Annotated in this window: 21 protein-coding genes; 9 read left to right on the forward strand and 12 right to left on the reverse strand. The window is 41.9% G+C overall.

Annotated elements, in window-relative coordinates:
- Positions 1 to 221: 221 nt before the first annotated feature.
- Positions 222 to 662: a hypothetical protein gene (locus tag V7L05_RS17880; protein ID WP_335165941.1), complete on the reverse strand. Its 441-nt coding sequence runs from the start codon at positions 660 to 662 to the stop codon at positions 222 to 224.
- Between the two features lie 651 nt (positions 663 to 1313).
- Positions 1314 to 1991 carry a response regulator transcription factor gene (locus tag V7L05_RS17885; protein ID WP_335165943.1) on the reverse strand — a complete coding sequence of 226 codons (678 nt, stop codon included), beginning with the start codon at positions 1989 to 1991 and terminating at the stop codon, positions 1314 to 1316.
- Here V7L05_RS17885 and V7L05_RS17890 point away from each other — a divergent pair.
- Positions 1967 to 2101 (forward strand): hypothetical protein, encoded by a 135-nt coding sequence (locus V7L05_RS17890; protein ID WP_335165945.1) that lies wholly within the window; start codon positions 1967 to 1969, stop codon positions 2099 to 2101. The two genes, V7L05_RS17885 and V7L05_RS17890, sit on opposite strands and share 25 nt — an antisense overlap.
- On the opposite strand, the gene era is transcribed toward V7L05_RS17890, so the two are convergent.
- From era to V7L05_RS17905, 3 genes are all read right to left on the reverse strand, one after another.
- On the reverse strand, positions 2078 to 3052 hold the full coding sequence (gene era, locus V7L05_RS17895; protein WP_335165947.1) for a GTPase Era: 975 nt from the start codon (positions 3050 to 3052) through the stop codon (positions 2078 to 2080). The two genes, V7L05_RS17890 and era, sit on opposite strands and share 24 nt — an antisense overlap.
- A gap of 363 nt (positions 3053 to 3415) precedes the next feature.
- Positions 3416 to 4543, reverse strand: coding sequence for a succinylglutamate desuccinylase/aspartoacylase domain-containing protein (locus tag V7L05_RS17900; RefSeq protein ID WP_335165949.1), 1128 nt, complete (start codon positions 4541 to 4543; stop codon positions 3416 to 3418).
- A 110-nt stretch (positions 4544 to 4653) separates the two neighbouring features.
- Positions 4654 to 5616 (reverse strand): alpha/beta fold hydrolase, encoded by a 963-nt coding sequence (locus tag V7L05_RS17905; protein ID WP_335165951.1) that lies wholly within the window; start codon positions 5614 to 5616, stop codon positions 4654 to 4656.
- Positions 5617 to 5759: 143 nt separating this feature from the next.
- Here V7L05_RS17905 and V7L05_RS17910 point away from each other — a divergent pair, with 143 nt between their 5' ends.
- Positions 5760 to 6284: an anthrone oxygenase family protein gene (locus tag V7L05_RS17910; RefSeq protein ID WP_335165953.1), complete on the forward strand. Its 525-nt coding sequence runs from the start codon at positions 5760 to 5762 to the stop codon at positions 6282 to 6284.
- A 70-nt stretch (positions 6285 to 6354) separates the two neighbouring features.
- Here V7L05_RS17910 and V7L05_RS17915 read toward each other — a convergent pair whose 3' ends face one another.
- Positions 6355 to 6696: a hypothetical protein gene (locus V7L05_RS17915; RefSeq protein ID WP_335165955.1), complete on the reverse strand. Its 342-nt coding sequence runs from the start codon at positions 6694 to 6696 to the stop codon at positions 6355 to 6357.
- 287 nt (positions 6697 to 6983) lie between these two features.
- Here V7L05_RS17915 and V7L05_RS17920 point away from each other — a divergent pair, with 287 nt between their 5' ends.
- Positions 6984 to 8075 carry a hypothetical protein gene (locus V7L05_RS17920; RefSeq protein ID WP_335165957.1) on the forward strand — a complete coding sequence of 364 codons (1092 nt, stop codon included), beginning with the start codon at positions 6984 to 6986 and terminating at the stop codon, positions 8073 to 8075.
- A gap of 101 nt (positions 8076 to 8176) precedes the next feature.
- On the opposite strand, the gene V7L05_RS17925 is transcribed toward V7L05_RS17920, so the two are convergent.
- The gene (locus tag V7L05_RS17925; RefSeq protein ID WP_069071239.1) at positions 8177 to 8356 is read right to left on the reverse strand and encodes a high light inducible protein; all 180 of its coding nucleotides are present in this window, start codon (positions 8354 to 8356) and stop codon (positions 8177 to 8179) included.
- A gap of 244 nt (positions 8357 to 8600) precedes the next feature.
- On the opposite strand from V7L05_RS17925, the gene V7L05_RS17930 reads away from it, so the two are divergent.
- Positions 8601 to 9314: a hypothetical protein gene (locus V7L05_RS17930; RefSeq protein ID WP_335165959.1), complete on the forward strand. Its 714-nt coding sequence runs from the start codon at positions 8601 to 8603 to the stop codon at positions 9312 to 9314.
- 512 nt (positions 9315 to 9826) lie between these two features.
- Positions 9827 to 10669: a DNA adenine methylase gene (locus V7L05_RS17935; RefSeq protein ID WP_335165960.1), complete on the forward strand. Its 843-nt coding sequence runs from the start codon at positions 9827 to 9829 to the stop codon at positions 10667 to 10669.
- Here the strand turns inward: V7L05_RS17935 and V7L05_RS17940 are convergent.
- The 4 genes from V7L05_RS17940 to V7L05_RS17955 form a co-directional block, all read right to left on the reverse strand.
- Positions 10630 to 11655, reverse strand: coding sequence for an NAD-dependent epimerase/dehydratase family protein (locus V7L05_RS17940; RefSeq protein WP_335165962.1), 1026 nt, complete (start codon positions 11653 to 11655; stop codon positions 10630 to 10632). The genes V7L05_RS17935 and V7L05_RS17940 overlap by 40 nt on opposite strands.
- Complete coding sequence (gene clpP, locus V7L05_RS17945) at positions 11652 to 12314, reverse strand: ATP-dependent Clp endopeptidase proteolytic subunit ClpP (protein ID WP_335165963.1); 663 nt, start codon at positions 12312 to 12314, stop codon at positions 11652 to 11654. The genes V7L05_RS17940 and clpP overlap by 4 nt, the downstream gene beginning before the upstream one ends.
- 511 nt (positions 12315 to 12825) lie before the next feature.
- Positions 12826 to 13398, reverse strand: coding sequence for an SRPBCC family protein (locus tag V7L05_RS17950; RefSeq protein ID WP_335165965.1), 573 nt, complete (start codon positions 13396 to 13398; stop codon positions 12826 to 12828).
- Positions 13398 to 13718, reverse strand: a complete 321-nt coding sequence (locus tag V7L05_RS17955) for an ArsR/SmtB family transcription factor (RefSeq protein ID WP_229492935.1) — start codon at positions 13716 to 13718, stop codon at positions 13398 to 13400. The genes V7L05_RS17950 and V7L05_RS17955 overlap by 1 nt, the downstream gene beginning before the upstream one ends.
- 227 nt (positions 13719 to 13945) lie before the next feature.
- Here V7L05_RS17955 and trpD point away from each other — a divergent pair, with 227 nt between their 5' ends.
- Entirely contained in the window at positions 13946 to 15013 is a 1068-nt protein-coding gene (gene trpD, locus V7L05_RS17960) for an anthranilate phosphoribosyltransferase (RefSeq protein WP_335166023.1), read from the forward strand.
- Here trpD and V7L05_RS17965 read toward each other — a convergent pair.
- Positions 14943 to 15992, reverse strand: coding sequence for a retropepsin-like aspartic protease family protein (locus V7L05_RS17965; RefSeq protein ID WP_335165966.1), 1050 nt, complete (start codon positions 15990 to 15992; stop codon positions 14943 to 14945). The two genes, trpD and V7L05_RS17965, sit on opposite strands and share 71 nt — an antisense overlap.
- Before the next feature lie 218 nt (positions 15993 to 16210).
- Here V7L05_RS17965 and carA point away from each other — a divergent pair, with 218 nt between their 5' ends.
- The 3 genes from carA to V7L05_RS17980 all read left to right on the forward strand — a co-directional run bounded on the left by carA (position 16211) and on the right by V7L05_RS17980 (position 19046).
- Positions 16211 to 17371, forward strand: coding sequence for a glutamine-hydrolyzing carbamoyl-phosphate synthase small subunit (carA, locus tag V7L05_RS17970; protein WP_335165968.1), 1161 nt, complete (start codon positions 16211 to 16213; stop codon positions 17369 to 17371).
- A gap of 251 nt (positions 17372 to 17622) precedes the next feature.
- Positions 17623 to 17988: an STAS domain-containing protein gene (locus tag V7L05_RS17975; protein WP_300422105.1), complete on the forward strand. Its 366-nt coding sequence runs from the start codon at positions 17623 to 17625 to the stop codon at positions 17986 to 17988.
- A gap of 578 nt (positions 17989 to 18566) precedes the next feature.
- The gene (locus V7L05_RS17980) at positions 18567 to 19046 is read left to right on the forward strand and encodes a Mini-ribonuclease 3 (RefSeq protein ID WP_335165970.1); all 480 of its coding nucleotides are present in this window, start codon (positions 18567 to 18569) and stop codon (positions 19044 to 19046) included.
- The last annotated feature ends 34 nt before the right edge of the window (positions 19047 to 19080 follow it).

Consider the following 19080-nt stretch of genomic DNA (forward strand, 5'->3'; position numbering starts at 1 on the left):
GTCATTGGTGATTTTTTCGTCTCCTTACCTCCTGCATAATCTCTTACTTTTGTCAATGTTCATGTTAAGAAAGATGTGGGTAATGGATAGCTTTTCAAGGGGGACTAAGGGGGATCTCAAATGACTATGCACCAAAACCCGATCAGTATTGGATCGCAGCACTACGATTTCTGAACCCTGCGGGATCTTGCTACACCATGACATTTGACACAGTTCAGCTTCTATGAGCCGACAGTGACGGGGTAAGATAACTCAAAGGGCTTGAAACTAGCTCCAGATTTGGGAGTACCACTTAACTCCAATTCATAAGCTCCTACTTTGGGAAATACGATCTCGGCTCCGGGAATGCTTTTATATTGCTTGGTTGATACATTATGTAAAGTGGGCTTCAGCAATGGGGCATCAGTTTCTTTGTGAGGTTCAGGGTAGACAGCTAACTGACAGTTACATTGTGTCAGGGGGATTAGTCGCCCACCTCTATGGGTGAGGACAATCCAAACATGAGCGGTTTTGCCAGCTTGAGGATTGTCATGGGGTTCAATATGCAGCATCCCGCCGACGTCAGCTGATACCTTTTCGGTGTGGGCATTAACTGGTGTAGCAATCAGAACCGAAATTAATAATAGCCATCCCAAATTCTTCTCTAGGGTAAAGTTGAACATAGAGTTTCTAAAGAGTAAGCGAAGTAGGCCGGACTGACTGGGGAAAGGCAATTAAAGGAAAATTCCCAGATTTTTGATGCTATTTTTCCACCAGTATTTAGGAACGATAATTTTAAAAGAATACTTGAGTCAAAAGACAACCTGTCAAACTTTCGCTATGGGGTTTTTCCCTTATCCTGTTGGTTGACTCCTGAACTTCTATCTAAATATCTAAATTGGCTTATTACTTATGATAGTTACTAAAACTCATCTGGATGAGCGAGAGTAGTGAGAGTGATGAGTCAAAGCAAATATACTTAGTAGCTGAGGTTCAAAGCATGGACTCAACAGGAAAAGTTCAAGTTGTGGACTCGTCCTGGTACGTTCCACTGCCGTTGAAAGAGTATGCAATGAGCCGAGTGACTGTCTACTTTTATAGCGACGGATGGGTTCCAATTAAATATTGCTCTTTGGGAAAGGCAATTTTGCTTTACCAAAAGGCAAACTTAGAAGGCAAGGAAATTTTATTATTTCCTGTTAATTTAGACCCGAATCAATTCTCAAACTCTTTTAACTCTAATGCATTGAGGTAGACTATTTTTCCTAAATCTTGGCAGCAAATGCATCGGCTATAGAGGCGTACACTATGTACGCCTCTACTTGTAAATGGGATTAAACCAACCCAGAACGCAGTGCTACAACTGCTGCTTGCACGCGATCGTCTACTGCTAATTTATTCATAATCCCCCGGACGTGAGTTTTGATGGTGTTGGGACTCAGATAAAGTTTTTCGGCAATCTCCGGGTTACTCAACCCGTCTACCATCAGTTTCAAAACTTCTAACTCGCGCCCAGATAAGTTGGCGTTATTACTGGTGGGTGAGGGCGGTTTGAGATTGTCAATTACTCGCCGCGCAATTTGGGGATCGAGATAGGCTGCACCATCAACTGCGGCTGCGATCGCACTTAACAATCGTTCCACACTTGCACCTTTAATACAATAGGCATCTGCACCGCTAGATAGTGCCGCAATAATTTCTGTCTCCGTTTGATGAGATGTCAGCATCACCACATGAGTTGCTGGCAATGCCGCCTTAATTTGCTGTGTTGCGGCAATGCCATCCAATCGTGGCAATCCAATATCCATAACCACCAAATCAGGTTTCAGTTGCAGTGCGGCTTGAACTCCCAAATAACCATCTTCTGCTTGTCCAACAATCTCCAACTGAGGATGAGCCATTAACGATTGCTCTAATCCCAATTGCATCATCGGATCATCTTCGACAATTAACACCCGCAACGGCGAAGCATTGTCCGGTAAATTTAATGGATACCGAGTATCTAAAGACATTTTTATTAATTAAGAGTCATTTGTTCTTTGCTAATGCCCCATGCCCCATGCCCAATGCCCAATGCCCAATGCCCAATACCCAATTTCTATTCTTCCACCCGATAGCCTAACTCTGCTAAACTAACCCGCGACTGTCGCCATTTTGGTTGGACTTTGACAAACAATTCTAGGTAAACTTTACCAGCGATTAACTTTTGGATTTGTTCGCGGGCTTCACTACCAATTGCTTTGAGCATTGCTCCGCCTTTGCCGATGAGTATGCCTTTTTGGGAATCGCGCTCGACGTTGATGGTAGCAAGTATACGGGTAATGCTGGGAGTTTCTTCTACTAAGTCAATGGCGATCGCTACTGAATGGGGTACTTCTTCACGAGTCAATAATAAAATTTGTTCTCGGATCAATTCACCCATAATAAAGCGCTCTGGCTGGTCAGTTACCAAGTCTGGGGGATAATATAATGGCCCAATTTCTAAATGTTCAATTAATAATTCTTGAAGTTGGGGTAATCCGGCACTAGTTTTGGCAGAAAATTTCACGATTTCCCATTCATGGGACTTACCCATCTGGGCGTAACTATCATCTATAAACTGGGAATCGGGCGGTTGCTGGTCGGTTTTGTTCACACCCAGAATTATCGGTGTTTTGCTGCGACTAAGCAAATCGGCAATATAGCGATCGCCTGCACCACAAGCCACTGCTCCATCTACCACAAACAGCAATACATCTACCGATTCAATGGCAATTTTGGCATTTCGTACCAACACTTCGCCCAATTGATGATGGGGCTTATGAATTCCTGGTGTATCTACAAATATTAACTGCGCCTCTGGTGTCGTTAATATACCGCGCAAACGGTTACGTGTTGTTTGTGCGATCGGTGATGTAATGGCAATTTTTTCTCCTACCAATTGATTCATCAAAGTAGATTTACCGACATTAGGACGGCCAATAATGCCGATAAAACCTGATTTAAATTCAGGAGGAGCCTGTGGGATTGTGGCTTCTCCTGAAAAAGAGAAGTTGTAATTATCAATACTAGTCACCTTTGGCTCCACCCTCATATTTTACAGCTGGGATAACTTGATTTTTTCTTAAACACAAAACAAACATAAAATCCCCCTGGCATTTTTAGCGATTATTTTTGCCGAGGTTTAATCTACTACTGGCTCTACACTTATATTTTACAGCTGAGATAACTTTGTTTCGTTTTTAGACACAAAACAAACATAAAATCACCCTGACATTTTTAGGGATTATTTTTGCCGAGGTTTAATCTGCTACTAACTTGAGCTTAAGTATGGTACTTTAGTTAAGACAGCTCGTATATTATTGAGTGCTGAGTTAAAAAACTCCTAACTCCTGTACAGATGCGATTAATCACGTCTCTCCTGTACAGACGCGATTAATCGCGTCTCTCCTAACTCCTAACTAATAACTCCCAATACAAACTCGCCTTCATTCACAGCTTGATTGGTTGCGACATCATAAACCAAACCATCTTCTTGAGCGCAGACATCAATTAGACTCGGTAATTTACCTTCTTTATTAAAACTGAGAATTTGATAGAGTTTTTCTCCAGCTTTTACATAACTACCTAATTCTATTCTGGATTGAATCATCCCACCTGCGATCGCATAATATTTTTTCCGGTTGCTGCTAGATGCAAAAGTCATTTCATGGGTTTTTGTGTCATCCGATAAATTAGGAATTTGCAGTACACCTTTTTGCGCTAAATAGTTTTTCACACCGCGTATACCTTTAGCGACTGAATCAGGGTTTATTTGCATTCCTGTTCCTAATTCCAATGTCCAAGCTTCCACATCAAACTTGATTTCTCTACCAAACTCTTTAAAACAAGCTTCTAGTGCTAACCAAGGTTTGATAAAAGCTTCATCAAAAGCATCACCATCATATTTATCAAGTAAGATTCCAAAATCAAGCCCGAAGTATTTTGCACTGTCTTCTCGATTTTGGAAGTAATAAAGGTAGTCTAATCCTTGATTTGTAGAAGTATGTAAGTCAATTAAGTAGTCGGCATCTAAACTCAGATTTTGTAGTTTATAGCTAAAAAGCTCAGTGTAAGGCACACTACTGGGAGAATTAATTTTTTCTAAGTTTTTTGCAAATTGTTGCTTAATTATAGTTAGATAATTTTGTCGAACAACTTCTAAATCAGTATTAAGTTGAGATTTAGTAAAGGCTACTAAATCATCAGCTTCTTTCTCGTAATCCCAAAATATGCGATTCCAATCTTTAGCTTCATAAACGCAATATCGACCAGGCGAAAAATGGTGCGATCGCTCATTCGTCCCCATTGGATTACAAACAGGAACTAGCCAAATCTCTCCAGCTAAATCTGAATCATTTATTGTTAACAAAAACTCAATTAACTGATGAATAACGGCATTGCCAGCAATTTCTGCACCGTGCAGATTAGATTGAATGTAAACCTTTTTACCAGCTTTGGCACCGATAAATTTGTAAACTTGTAAAGACAAGCGATCGCCCGAAGCCATTTGACGTAAAGCAATAGTTTCAATAACTGGCAGCATAAAACAACTTGGTGATAATTTGGGGGATCTAAAAGTGCCTAAAGTCACAGCGAAACACTTTTCAAACAACCTCTTAATCTTATTTTAAGATTTAGCTAAAATCGCTAATCTTACCGTTGAGGGGCAAAGTCTTTTAGAAAACCAAGCAAAGCCTCGTTGACTTTTTGGGGATACTCTGCGGGAACCCAGTGACCAGCGCCAGGGACGATAATCTGTCCTTTCAAATTCGGAATCAACTCCGTCATTGCATTAAGATTCATCCCTGGAAACTTCAATACAACATCTTTCTCACCAGCAATAAACAATGCTGGTTGCGATATCTTTTTACCTGACAAATGGGGAGTAATTTCTATATTGCGATCCATGTTGCGATACCAGTTCAGGTTGCCACGGAAGCCGCTCTGTTTGTACTGTTCAACATAATAGTCTAGATCCTCTTCTGTCATGCCTTTTGGTAGCTGCTGGGGATCGATCAGTCCGTCAAGAAAACCAGAAGTTGATGGTTTCGGATTCAGCATGATTCCTTCAGGAGCAGAAGCGCTAATACTATAGTGAATTATACGTATGGAACGACGGATATCTCTTTCAAATTCCGCTTCGGCGATTCCGGGCTTTTGGAAGTACACCATATACCAGAAGTTGTCCCCAAAATTCTCTTGCTTTGTTAATGCTCCAATCGGGTAACGGGAGTAGGGAACACTCATTCCCACAACAGCATTAACTCGTTCCTCATATAGCAGTGCTGTATTCCAAGCTACAGGTGCGCCCCAATCATGTCCCACAACAATGAAAGTTTCCTGACCGAGAGCGTCAGCGATTCCGACAACATCCCCCGTTAAATTAAGTATGTCGTAAGCCTCGATCTCTTCTGGAGCATCACTACCGTCGTATCCCCGTTGGTTGGGAACGGCCACTTGGAAGCCTGCTTCGACAAGCGGATCGATCTGATGACGCCATAGATACCAGCACTGAGGCCATCCATGAAGTAGGATAACCAAAGGCCCCTGACCCTCAACGACTGTGTTCAGACGAACCCCATTCGTCTCAATCGTGCGAAAGTTGCGCTTTTTCATAATTGAAACTCCCTATCGACATACCGACCAGCTATAAAATAATTTACACCGAGAACGACAATAATCTTCAAAGGTTGAATGCGTGGAGCAATCTAATCTGCGATTATCGATAAATAATCAGACTCACACTGCCCTTTAGAGAAATGGAAGATAAAGCAATGGTGCAATATCTGATCAGTCAACAACATTATTATTTCGCATTAAAGCTTTTCTCAGCACTAGGCTGCGGGCTGATAGCCGGAGTCTTCTTTGCCTTCTCAACCTTCGTAATGAACGCCCTTGCCCGACTCCAGCCAGCACAGGGCATTACCGCCATGCAATCCATCAATATTACGGTGATTAATCCGTTATTTATGGCAGTGTTCTTGGGAACGGCTGCGGCTTGCATCCTTCTGGGTATCTCTTCGCTATTAAGGTGGCATCAACCCGGTGCCGCCTATTTGCTCCTCGGCAGCTTGCTCTATCTCGTTGGCAGCTTCGGCGTGACAATCGTTTTCAATGTGCCGCTCAACGAAGCGCTGGCGAGAGTCGAGCCGGACAGCACCATCGGTGCGAACCTATGGTCTAGCTACCTTGCCAACTGGACAATCTGGAACCACATTCGGGCAGCAGCAGCGCTAGCAGCCGCAGCATCGCTCACGATCGCACTCTCTGATCGAGGGGCGTAATCGTAATGTTATGCGATCGCTTGTCTTCATGATCTGCAAGGCGGAAAGAAAAAAGTCAGAAGCGGGTTTATCACTGGCTGTTCCCTTGTTGTCGTAGCAGGTAGTCTAAAATCCGGTCGATACGCTCTAATGCGGCGTTGTTAGTACGCTGATTTTCCTCAAGTCGCTCTAAAACCGTTGCCTGTTGGTTAAAAAGACGTTGTGTTTGATTTACAAATTCGTTTAGGCGCTCAGAAAGTTGGTCAACCCGCACCCCTAATTGGTCAAGCTGAGATTGGGTACGGTCTTGTTTTATAGTCAACTCATCAAGCCGCCTGTTTGCTGATTCGGCGTAGCTAGCAGTAGACACTAGCAATCGTTTAACAGTTTCAAGTTCATCTTCTACATGGTCTAGTCGCTGTGCGTTGGTCATTCTAGCGATCGCCTCTTTATCTGTCTGCTAATTTCCATTACTTCAGTTATGCGTATCTCGGCTCAATGCCATATTTAGAAACTTTAAGGATTACTATACTAAACACGTATGTAATTATTTTCTCACATATTTTCCTTAACTAGTAAACTACAACCGATTTCGTCTTCTTAAAAGAACCGCACCGAATTTAATTCGCTACGAATTAATGAAATGCTGTACTAAGAAAACCTTTGCGTGAGGTTTTTATAAAAATCATTACATACAGATAATATTTAGAGGCAATATTCATGCAGCACTTGCATCAGCTACTAGAAATAAAAAACTCGGAGTTAGCCCAGTTACTACGGTTTAGCCTGTATGGACTAGAGGCTACTTTAAATCAGGCTCGCACAGAATTTCCACTAGATCCAGGTGCCAAGATATGCGATGATGTCCTGCAAGAACTTCATCGCCTGTTGCAACCTGCACCCCCACAGCAGAATACTGGTTGGGAAGATGCGCCAGATGATTTAAAATTAAGTCGCCTCCGGGAAGCTTTCGATTCTGACTTAGAACTTAGTTATTATCTGGGTAATTCCCAACTGCAAAGCCAAACAGATTCGGATTTGTGGAATGAGATTCAACGCAAACTGCTGCGGATACCAGAGGATTTGGCTGCATCTTGGCGATCGCACACCTTGGATCTGGCCCAAGAAGTTGGTGCGATCGCAGATAATTCTAATCTCTTTCAACTTCCCTTTATCCGCGATGAAATTATCTACCCCGGTCTGAGTGGTACTATTCAGACTCAGGGATTGAGCTTATCTCAACAAGCACTTTTAAACTCTCAAATTACCCAAGATAATACATCTGATTTACCAGCAGGTTTCCTATATTTATATATAAACTTTATTGAAATAGACCCGGATTTACATCATGCTTTAAAAAGTGTTTTTAGCTTTGATGTTATCTCTTTAGACTCCAAACCAGAACAGCGACATCAATATATTGATGCTTTAAGCGATCGCTTCCAACGCACCCAAAAAGCTGAGGGAAATGCTGATCCTCTGTCAATTCTCCGTGCTTGGATTGACATGGACGAAGCAATACACTCTTTAGTATTCGTACCACCGGCTGAACGCTATTCTTGGTGGGGAAAGCTGCAACACGAATCACGACGCATCCTGAAGAAAGTCACTAATCAAGCGATTAATGCTGGTAATGAAGTGCGAATTCGCCAATTATCGGGACTTTATGCCGATATCTGTGCTTTATCGAAGGATGACTTACAACTAGACTGTGGTGGTATTCCTGGCGAAGTCTTAACTTGTCTTCGGGTATATGCGCGAATTAATCAAGAAGAATCTCCAGGTCGTGTAATATTTCGCTCATCACGCTAGTTGCTGGCGAGTTTTCTAATTCTTGAGATTATCAAGCAAGGCAGACGATTTTGCGATCGCCCCCTTGCCTCATAATCTAATGAAGGTAAAAACCTTTAAATCTAGAGGATGCCCCAGAAGTGTAAAATCCCTTGACCAGAAAACACTTCAAGTGCAACGGCAGATAAAAAACCAATCATTGCAAAACGACCGTTCCAGTTTTCGCTCTGAGGAGTGAAGCCCCAGCGCAAAGCATTAGGATCTTCTGAAACCGAAGGCGTAGTCTTCTTAACGTCTGCCATAAATAATACTCCGAGCTTTTATGTTCTAACAGTTATGACTGCATGTAAAGTAATGTAACAGATTTTTACAAAAATGCAACATTTAATTTGATCAAAAATGAAATTTAGTTAGCTAGCATATATTAAGTATACGTAATTTTATGTTAGCAGGTTTGCCTAATTATTGCTTGGTCATTTATATGGTTTAATAGCCAAAGTTGAGCTAAACTCTGGCAAAGACAAATATTAAGAAAAGTTTTAAGACATGGCAGCAGTTCTGCATTTTACAGGATTTATCAAGGGAGTGACCTATAAAACTTGCTTAGGTGAAAATTTAAGTACGATTAATTTAGATGTATTTGATGTCAATAAAGAAAGGGGTTATGGATTAATAAAGTCACCGACAACTGAGATTGCTTATTCAAAATGGGTATCACCTAAGAGAACCAGAAGTTATCCATTTGCCAGAATTTATAATACATATAATTCATCGAAAGTTATAACTATTATCCCGGTAATTAAAGATGAGGGAAAAGATGGTGATATAGATAAAATCCAATACTCTACAATTTCTTGGATGAATTTGCTTAATATCTATATAGTACTTGCTTATTACGAAACAGCAAAAAAAAGTACTAAAAAGGGGCAAATTAATAAGAATAAGTTGAGTAATCAAAAATTTGCTAATGAATTTGTTACATTTCAAATCAGTGAAATATTAGCATATCGCCAAAGCGCACTCCATTGGAACAAGAATTTATTTGAAGAAAGATTTACACAAACTTTTGAAAAAGCTCTAGATTCTTATGATTCTATTTTTAATCAAACTGGAGTAATACTTCACTCACGAGAAGGATTAGATAAATATTTACATAAAATCAAAGACGAGTTTGAAGAATTTAAGAATATTTCGCTTAAAGGATCTGAGAGTGCTAGTAAGAGAGAAGTGCTGACTTCTCACAATAAAAGCAACTTTTAGTATTGAAAACTATCTTGGGGGAATTTACTATTTGACTCCCGATGAGATAATATTTGAGAACAATACAGCAGATTTCAGGTTGGTGAAGTACACAAGCTAAGTCTCAAAGTCAGGTATAAAGCCTGTTTTACTTCTGAATTCTGACTCCTTAATTCTGAATTCTGCTGTATGTATATTATACAAGAGTCAAAAAATACTTCAAAAGCATCTTTGCCAAAGCTCCCTGATATTCAAGATGGTTTATTCAAGCTAATTTTATTTTCTAATTTAGACTAAACGGTCAAAAAGTATTATTTGTTACCAAGTTAAAACTTACAGGTAACAATGTTGTTGGTTCTATTGTTTTTCCAGATGCATCACTAGAAGAACTAGAATATTTTTTAGCAGTTAATATTAAAATTTTTAATCCAAATCAAAAAGTAATTATCAAAAAATTGGCTTTAGAAGCTCAAAATAATCATAAACTTAAAATAGAAGTATCCAGTAATTTTTAAACATTATAATTTTTGGTTATGATTAAAAGTCCTCTGCGATATCCTGGTGGTAAGTCGAAAGCAATAAATCAAATAGTTGAATATTTACCAGAGAGCTTTTCTGAATTTCGAGAGCCTTTTGTCGGCGGTGGTTCTGTATTCATTTATTTAAGACAAAAGTTTCCTAATCTAAAAATTTGGATTAATGATTTAAACCGCGAACTCTTCTTATTCTGGAAGCTTGCTCAATCTGATCTAGCTCAGTTAGTTAAAGAAGTTCGACATATTAAAGTTAAATATACAGATGGCAAATTACTCTTTGCAGAATTGACTAATGTAGATGTCAATAATTTATCTGATTTAGAAAGAGCGGTTCGTTTTTTTGTCCTGAATAGAATTACTTTTTCAGGAACTGTAGAATCAGGTGGCTTTTCTGAAGAAGCTTTTCATAAAAGATTTACTGATTCTTCAATAGAACGACTGGAAAAGTTAGAAGGTATTCTATCAGAAAATGTCCAAATCACTAATTTAGATTACAGTCACCTATTAAAAGAAGGAGAAGATGTATTTTTATTTTTAGATCCACCATATTTTAGCGTTACTAAATCAAGGCTATATGGTAAAAGGGGTGACTTGCACACCTCATTTGAACATCAGAGATTTGCTGAACTTTTGCAACAATGCCATCATCGCTGGCTAATTACCTACGACAACTCAGCGCAAATTAGAGAAAGTTTTCAATGGGCTAATATTTCAGAGTGGGAATTGCAGTATGGGATGAATAACTATAAGCAGAGTGGTGCTGCTAAAGGAAAAGAGTTATTCATTACAAACTATGAAGTTCAACGGAATTTAGACAAAATCGCATCTTCTATTGCATAGTCCAGCAACCACGGTGTCGCAAACTGCTGCGGTTCTTGAGGTGAATGAGTCCTCTGCCAATCAATGGTTTGCCGCAACGCTTCATCTAACGACACAATTTCCTTGTATCCCAACTCTTGACGGATACGAGTTGAGTCTACAAACCAATCTTGCTCTGCATTGACAGGTAATTTCCACTCTGATGGTAACTGGCTTTTGGGTACGGTAACAACTTTGCCCTGCCATCCGATTATTTTCCCGACTCTGGTGATGCGTTGAGCTTCGGTAAGTGCTTCTACATCAGCGACATGATAAATACGACCAGTTGCGCGTTCGTTTGTTGCTGCTAGTGCGATCGCATATGCTACATTCTCTACATAGCCGTAAGAGCCACGCCATCGAGCCGTACTATCTTCCAAAACAATCGCAGGACGGTTATCATCCATCCTCTGAAGATAGCAATACAGGCGATGCCGGAAATCTCTGGAACCATATACCATTGGCAGGCGTATAATCGTTCCGGGTAAGTTGGATGCCATCACCACCCGCTCCACCAGAATCTTTTCATAATCAATTGGGACGGTGATCGGTCTAGAGGGCATTTCCCGGTATGGACAGAGTTGTTGGCGCAGGGACGAATCTTCGGTAAGTGGTACAGGCACAACATCAGATTCCTTACGCCAAAGCACATCGTATGCACGATACACATCTATACTGCTGATCACAACAACACGCTGGGCAATACCCTCAAATGTGTTCGTGAGAGTTAGTGCATCTTGTTCGTTATAGGCAATCATATCTACCACGACTTGAGGCGAAAGCTGCCTAAACTTGCTTTTCATCTCAAAAATATGGGAGCGATCGCCCAAAATTTCATGCACATCTGGTGGTAAGTTAGTTGTAGTTCTTCCCCGATGAAATACGCTCACTTCGTGACCCATCGCAATCAGTTGACGGACTACAGGAGGGCCAATAAAATTTGTCCCACCAATGATGAGTATTTTCATTTTTGGTTTCCATTCCATTGCTGTTTATCGATATTAGACTTATTTGCAGATTGAATAGATGCAGATGTTTTCAAGATGATACTGTCAATTAAACCGTAAGCTTTTGCTTCTTCGGCACTCATGAAAAAGTCACGTTCAGAGTCCAGTTCAATCTGCTCTGGCGATTTCCCAGTATTGGCAGCGAGTATTTTGTTAATTAATTGGCGGAAATACAACATTTCTTTGGCTGCAATTTCAATATCAGATGCTTTTCCCTGAGTGCCTCCTGATGGTTGATGAATCATAATTCGAGCATTTGGTAAAGCATATCTTTTGCCATTAGTTCCAGCAGCAAGCAAGAATGCTCCCATTGAAGCAGCAAGACCGATGCATACAGTACATACTTCTGAACGAATTTGATTCATAGCATCGTAAATAGCCATTCCTGCTGTCACCGAACCTCCAGGACTGTTAATATACAATGTGATATCTTGCTCTGGATCTTCAGCATCAAGAAATAGCATTTGTGCAACGATGAGGTTAGCTGTCTCATCTGTAACTTCGTTTCGCAAAAAGATAATTCGCTCTGTAAGTAAGCGTGAATAAATATCTAATGCTCGCTCCCCTCTTTCTGATTGTTGAATAATCATTGGAATGCTGATTTGAGTCTGATAATTCATATTTTATATCTCCAAAAAAGATAAAATAACTCCTCAAATATTCAAATTTTACAAAGAAAAATTGGAATAATAAAGTCTGTTTAGTCATATTTAATTTCCCCAAAGCTCAATTTAATTTGCCTTGGCTAATACCAGGGCTATTTCATTCTAAAATGTCACGTTTTATGCTTAGGAGTTAATTGTCACAAAATGGTCGTTTTTGAGGGGTACATTCGTTGCTAAATTATTGTTTTTCTCAAAAAGATTCGTAAAAACTGCCCTAAAAATAGAATGAAATAGCCCTAGGCTAATACTTATCTGAGTACAGATGATAATGTTGCCAATCTTTGAATTTAAATGTAGATATTGGCGTGCAATATGTGAATTCCCGCTTTAACTAAGTTTAGGGGTTTAAGTTTCATAGCTTCTATCAAGCAGCGCGAATTGAAGCCTAAGCTAAATCCCCGTCACAAAACTTACCCTGAGCGAAGCCGAAGGGCACCGCTTGCGACTGCGTTCATAGCGACTTGTTTTAACTGGTGCAATGTGTGACTAAGATTTGCGGTAGCTTTTTATGCAAACTGTAGTTCCATCCACTATTGAGAAAATAACTAAGAACGATACTATCTAATGCCTCATATCTACCGACGGGTATTGACGAAAATACAGTGCTGCAATTACTTGGTACTAGTGTCTGCGTCCCTGCCTTGGACTCAGGCATAAATTTGCCTTGCCAGGGTTGGGAAAGTTGCATCGGTTCATTTAACTTGATGGCTTTTTGAATCAAACCTTTATGTTCGAGTAGAAGTTTCGTACCCCCAACTACGGGTTGGATTGTCCAGGTAACAATTGAAGGCTGGCACATCATACTGTCTTGCCAAGTGAACGCCAGCCGTCTTGGCTCATCGAGTTCAATTACCTCACAGTCTATGTTTCCCTCCAGCCCTGGTAGTGTCGAATGCAAAAATCGGAATTTGTGTCCCAAACGCGGCTCAAAGTCGTTTTCCATTAACCATACTGCCAATGCCTGACGGTTGGTTAGTACCTGCCAAACCCGTTGGGGAGGATAGGGATAGAACACTTCCATATTCAAATTTCGGAGCATCAATTTTCCTCCAAATAATTGCCAAGGGCATCGAGTTTTTCTTGCCAAAACTGCTCGTAATGAGCAATCCATTCAGATATCTGTTTCAATGGCTCCGGGTTTAGCCGATAGAAGCGCTGTCGCCCTGCTTTCCGCATTTGTACTAAGCCTGCTTCGCAAAGAATCTGTAAGTGCTGAGAAATCGCTGGCAAGCTCATCGCAAATGGCTGGGCTAGTTCTTTGACTGGTTGCTCACCACTACGTAACAGATCCAGTAGCGCCCTGCGTGTGGGATCTGCGATCGCCACAAAAACATCGGCACTGGCAGCAGGTCTACTCATTCCAATTAACCATATATTTAAGCAAACGCTTAACTATTTATAGAATACATAAGTAATTGCTTAAATGTCAATCCCTAAGAACAGCAAAAGGTATGGTTGGTCTACTTCGGCTAATCTCCGTTTTGATCCGGCACAAAGCCAATCAGTTGGATTTTAGTTTCCCAAGCTTGGCTGCTACTTTCTCATTTTTCGGTAGGATAGCTCCCATACCCACAAAAACCTTAGCTATGATAACTTCCCCGATCGCTGCTCAAGAATCTTCTGTTAGCTGGTATGTTCTGCTGCAACAATTAATAGATGGCCAATCATTGTCTCGTACTCAGTCTGCTGAATTGATGCAAGGATGGCTCAGTGAAGCGGTTCCCCCAGAGTTATCAGGGGCTATTTTAACAGCGCTGAACTTTAGAGGCATTTCTGCTGACGAGTTAACCGGCATGGCTGAAGTATTACAATCTCAATGTTCCCCACTCACCACTCACCAGTCAGCACTCACTACTGTAATAGATACCTGTGGCACTGGCGGAGATGGGTCATCAACCTTTAATATTTCCACAGCAGTTGCATTTGTCGCCGCAGCCTATGGTATACCCGTCGCCAAACACGGCAATCGTTCAGCGTCAAGTCTAACGGGAAGTGCCGATGTCTTGGAAGCCTTGGGTGTAAACTTGAGTGCCTCTAGCGAAAAAGTGCAAGCAGCACTACAAGAGGTGGGGATCACTTTCTTGTTTGCCCCTGGTTGGCATCCAGCACTCAAGGCGGTTGCCCAATTACGGCGGACTTTAAAGGTGCGAACAGTTTTTAATTTGCTTGGGCCTTTAGTAAATCCCTTGCGTCCAACTGGGCAAGTGGTAGGCTTATTTACTCCCAAACTTTTGGCAACTGTTGCCCAAGCTTTACAGAATTTGGGCAAGGAAAAGGCGATTGTGCTGCACGGGCGAGAAAAACTCGATGAGGCTGGGTTAGGAGATGAAACTGACTTAGCGGTGTTATCAGATGGAGAAGTGCAGGTAACTACCATTAATCCCCTAGATTTGGATTTAACGCCTGCTCCCATAGGTATGCTTCGGGGTGGGGATGTCCAAGAGAATGCGGTAATTCTCAAGGCGGTACTCCAAGGTAAGGGAACTCAGGCGCAACAGGATGCAGTAGCGTTGAATGCGTCGTTGGCGCTGCAAGTAGCAGGTGCGATCGCATTCCTCGATCACGCCGAGGGTATTAAAATCGCTAAGGATATCCTACAAAGTGGGGCGGCTTGGGCAAAGTTGGAGCAGTTAGTTGAGTTTCTGGGGGATTGATTTGCGATCGCAATTGCGGGCGGAATTCTACCACATTACGTTTGATGGTGACATCGTAGTTGCCAAAAAAGTCATGTCCTAAAAGTCCAGTTTCAAGTTCCGCACCGGCGATCGCTACTGGGACTTTATTCACTATTACCCCGCCAACTGCCATCGAATTAACATAGCCCACAGGAAATTCTACAGCTCTAGAACTAGCCGTGTTTGCCTTCGCTTTCCCCACTGGCACGATTCCCAAAGCATCAGCCATCTCTTGGGTGATGACAGTGCCACTCGCTCCGGTATCCACAATCATCTCAAATTTTTGCTGGCCATTGAAAGTGACTTCAACAATTGGCGTGCCACCAATCCGCCTTTTAATCGGGGCTGTAAATACTGCTTCATCAGGAATCACCACTGCTGACGAGGGCAAACCTGGCTCTGGTGATAACGGTTTTGTTACTACAGGAGGTAATGAACGTAAGGTAAACTTTGGTGTGGTTGCTGCGTGGGGAACAACAACTACTATCCTCTGACGTTCGGCAACGCGCACAGGGCGAGGATTCGCTTGCTGTTGGGCATATTTGATTTGCCGCCGATATTCACTAATCTTGGTTTGAGCGATCGCAAATTCTACGCTTTGTCGCCGCACTTTTCGCATCAGCGCGATCGCATCCTGATACTGCCTCACCACCAAATTCCAATCCTCTGGAGATTGAGCAGATTGGCTGATACTCCAAGCGCCAACAGCTTTGTCTCGCCCCATCTCAAAAAGACTTGGTTCACTTTCAGACGGCTCTAGCGGCTGCGCTTCTGGGATAGCTGCTGGTTTTACTGGTTTGACAGTCGGCTGTACTGATGCCAGATCGCCAATTGGCGTGGGTTGCTCATTGCCACCAGTCGCAGTGTTCCGTTTGTCTTCACTACAGGCAACACATAAAACAGCTAGAGCGCTTGATAGAAAAATTAGGGTTGCACGGGATAAAAAAGACTGAAGCATAATTAATTCTAACTGCCCAAGCTTTGCCAAATCCATTCCCGCTACTTTATTTAATTCCCTTTTAATTTTAATTAACTATCCTCAAAATTTCCAATTGCTCAACTCATGGGATAATTAACAATCGTAGTATTGGGGAATAGGGAGTAGGGAATAGGGAAGAGTTTTCCCAATGCCCAATCCCCACTCCCCACTCCCCACTCCCCACTCCCCAATCTACTATGACTGACACAATACCAGCTTTACTTGTCCTAGCAGATGGAACCACTTATCGCGGTTGGTCTTTCGGTGCTACCGGAACCGCGATCGGAGAAGTGGTGTTCAACACTGGTATGACCGGCTACCAAGAAGTATTAACCGACCCTAGTTACTCCGGTCAAATTGTGATTTTTACCTATCCTGAATTGGGGAATACTGGCGTCAATCCTGAAGATGAAGAATCATCTCATCCTCAAGTGCAAGGTGCGATCGCGCGTAATATTTGTCAACGACCAAGTAACTGGCGATCGACACAATCCTTGCCTGACTACCTGAAACAAAACCAAGTACCAGGGATCTACGGCATCGATACCCGCGCCCTCACCCGCAAAATTCGGATGTTCGGAGCGATGAACGGTGGCATTTCCACAGCCATTCTCGATGAGGCAGAATTGCTAGAGCAGGTACTAGCGGCTCCCAACATGGCAGGATTGAATCTGGTTGGTGAAGTCACCACCTCAACGGCTTATGAATGGTCAGATGCCACAATTCCAGCTTGGGAATTCAACTTTGAGGCTGCGGAAAATCTTGGGGAACCTTTTACCGTTGTTGCCCTTGACTTTGGCGTAAAACGTAATATTTTGCGTCGCCTCGCAAGTTACGGTTGTCGGGTGATTGTTGTGCCTGCTGATACATCACCAGAAGAAATTCTCAACTACAATCCAGATGGTGTGTTTCTTTCTAATGGCCCTGGCGACCCTGCTGCCGTCACCGAAGGGATTGCAACTGCAAAAGCGCTCCTGTTAAGTCAAAAACCCATCTTTGGTATTTGTATGGGACACCAAATTTTAGGTCATGCACTAGGGGCAGAAACCTATAAACTCAAATTTGGTCATCGTGGTTTGAATCAGCCTGCTGGCTCACAACAACGGGTAGAAATTACCAGCCAAAACCATAGTTTTGCGATTAACCCAGATTCTTTACCTACGGCAGTTGTGGAAATCAGCCACCTAAACTTAAACGATCGCACCATTGCCGGGATACGTCACAAATCTCTACCTGTATTCTCCGTACAGTATCACCCAGAAGCCAGTCCTGGCCCCCACGATGCTGATTATTTGTTTGAGCAATTTGTTCAAGCCATGCGAACAGCACGTCAACCCCTTCGGGGAATTCCAAATTAAAAATTAAAAATTCAAAATGAAAGATTTATTTTTGAACTATGCATTTTTAATTTGGAATTAGAGGCAAGCAAGAGTCAAGTTGTCGCATCTGGGATTAAATAAAAATAGCAAAATGCAAATGGGGGACTAGGGACAATACCCAATGCCCAATGCCCAATGCCCAATACCCAATGCCCTATTCCAGTAGATTGTAGACAACTTGCTCAAAAACCATCTATACTTGAGCGTTCACTTTAACTCATGAGGAGGGAATTATTGCTGAGCCACTAAATCTAACCGTTAGCCTGAGGGGCACTCGTGAAGTCCGGGATAACTGTCAGCTATTCCGCCTCACAGGTTTGTTAGATGCTTTTTCTGAGCCGACATTTCGCAAGACACTTGGCAGCAAGATTGTCGAAGGCCCTAAGCACATTATTTTGGATCTCTCACAAATCGATTTTGTTGATAGCTCTGGTTTGGGTGCTTTGGTGCAGCTAGCCAAGCAGGCTCAAACTGCTGAGGGTACTTTGCAAATTGTCACAAATGCCCGCGTCACTCAAACGGTCAAGCTTGTTCGCCTAGAGAAGTTTCTCTCCCTGCAAAAATCAGTTGAAGACGCTCTAGAAAACGTCAAGTAATCTTGATTGCTTGAACCCAGAGACAAATTCAGCTATCCAAATTCAACATCGGATAGCTTAATTTTAAAACTTCTGGCAGAAAACCTCTCTCCTTGTGGGAGAGGCACAAAGCCAGTTGAGTTATTATGTTTAAAGTTGAGCAATAACCAAGATATAGATGCCCAGTTCTGGGGTATGTAATTATTGGCTGGAATATTTGGATCAACAACCAACTCTGAAAAAGTTGTCAGAAATACAAAGCCAGCAGATTTATCTCTAGTTTAACTTGACTTAATACTGTATAGTTAAAAATTGTGGCTTACTAAGTAAGTATGGCAATGGGATCAAGTAACAGGGTGAGTTTGATGTCAAAATTTTACACCATCTTAGGCACAGAACACAAGAAGCAGGCGAAATTTGGTTTATAGGCGTTGACATCAGGGTGATCTAAAATGCCAACTCTCAATCAAAAAGATGAAATTAGTAAGTAATTTTGATAGTATTGATTATGCTAAGTATACTATCATGGCATACTTCAGAAAAATCAGTCTTTGCGAAGAATGCCTGCCAAATTTAGCCCGTCAAGGAATGATTTATTTGTGAAGTCAGAGGAGGAAGAGCTATTAGATGGACAAGATGAAACTCCTAAACAGAGCTTATCTTGGACTCAAGCACTCTTGGCAACCACAGCGCCATTCCAACAGATTTCCCTCTCACAAGTGCAAAAAATTTCTCCTGCTGCTTTAGCATTTTTGGGGGATGCAATTTATGAGTTATATGTTAGAATCTTCTATCTGCTGCCATTGCAGCGTTCAGGAATTTACCATCGTCTGGTAGTCGAGCAGGTAAGAGCGGAAACCCAAGCGCTACATTTGCGATCGCTGATTCCTCATCTCAGGGACACCGAATTAGAAATTGTCCGACGGGGTAGAAACGCCGCGACAGGACGCCCTAAGCGACTTAATCCCGAAATTTATCAACAGGCAACTAGTCTAGAAACCTTAATTGGCTACTTATATCTCACCGATTATCAGCGTCTAACCGAATTGTTGCAAATACTTCATATAGAAAAAGAGTGAGAACTCAATTTCACAATGGCCACAACATTAGATT

Source organism: Nostoc sp., from assembly GCF_036917755.1.
Taxonomy (GTDB): domain Bacteria; phylum Cyanobacteriota; class Cyanobacteriia; order Cyanobacteriales; family Nostocaceae; genus Nostoc.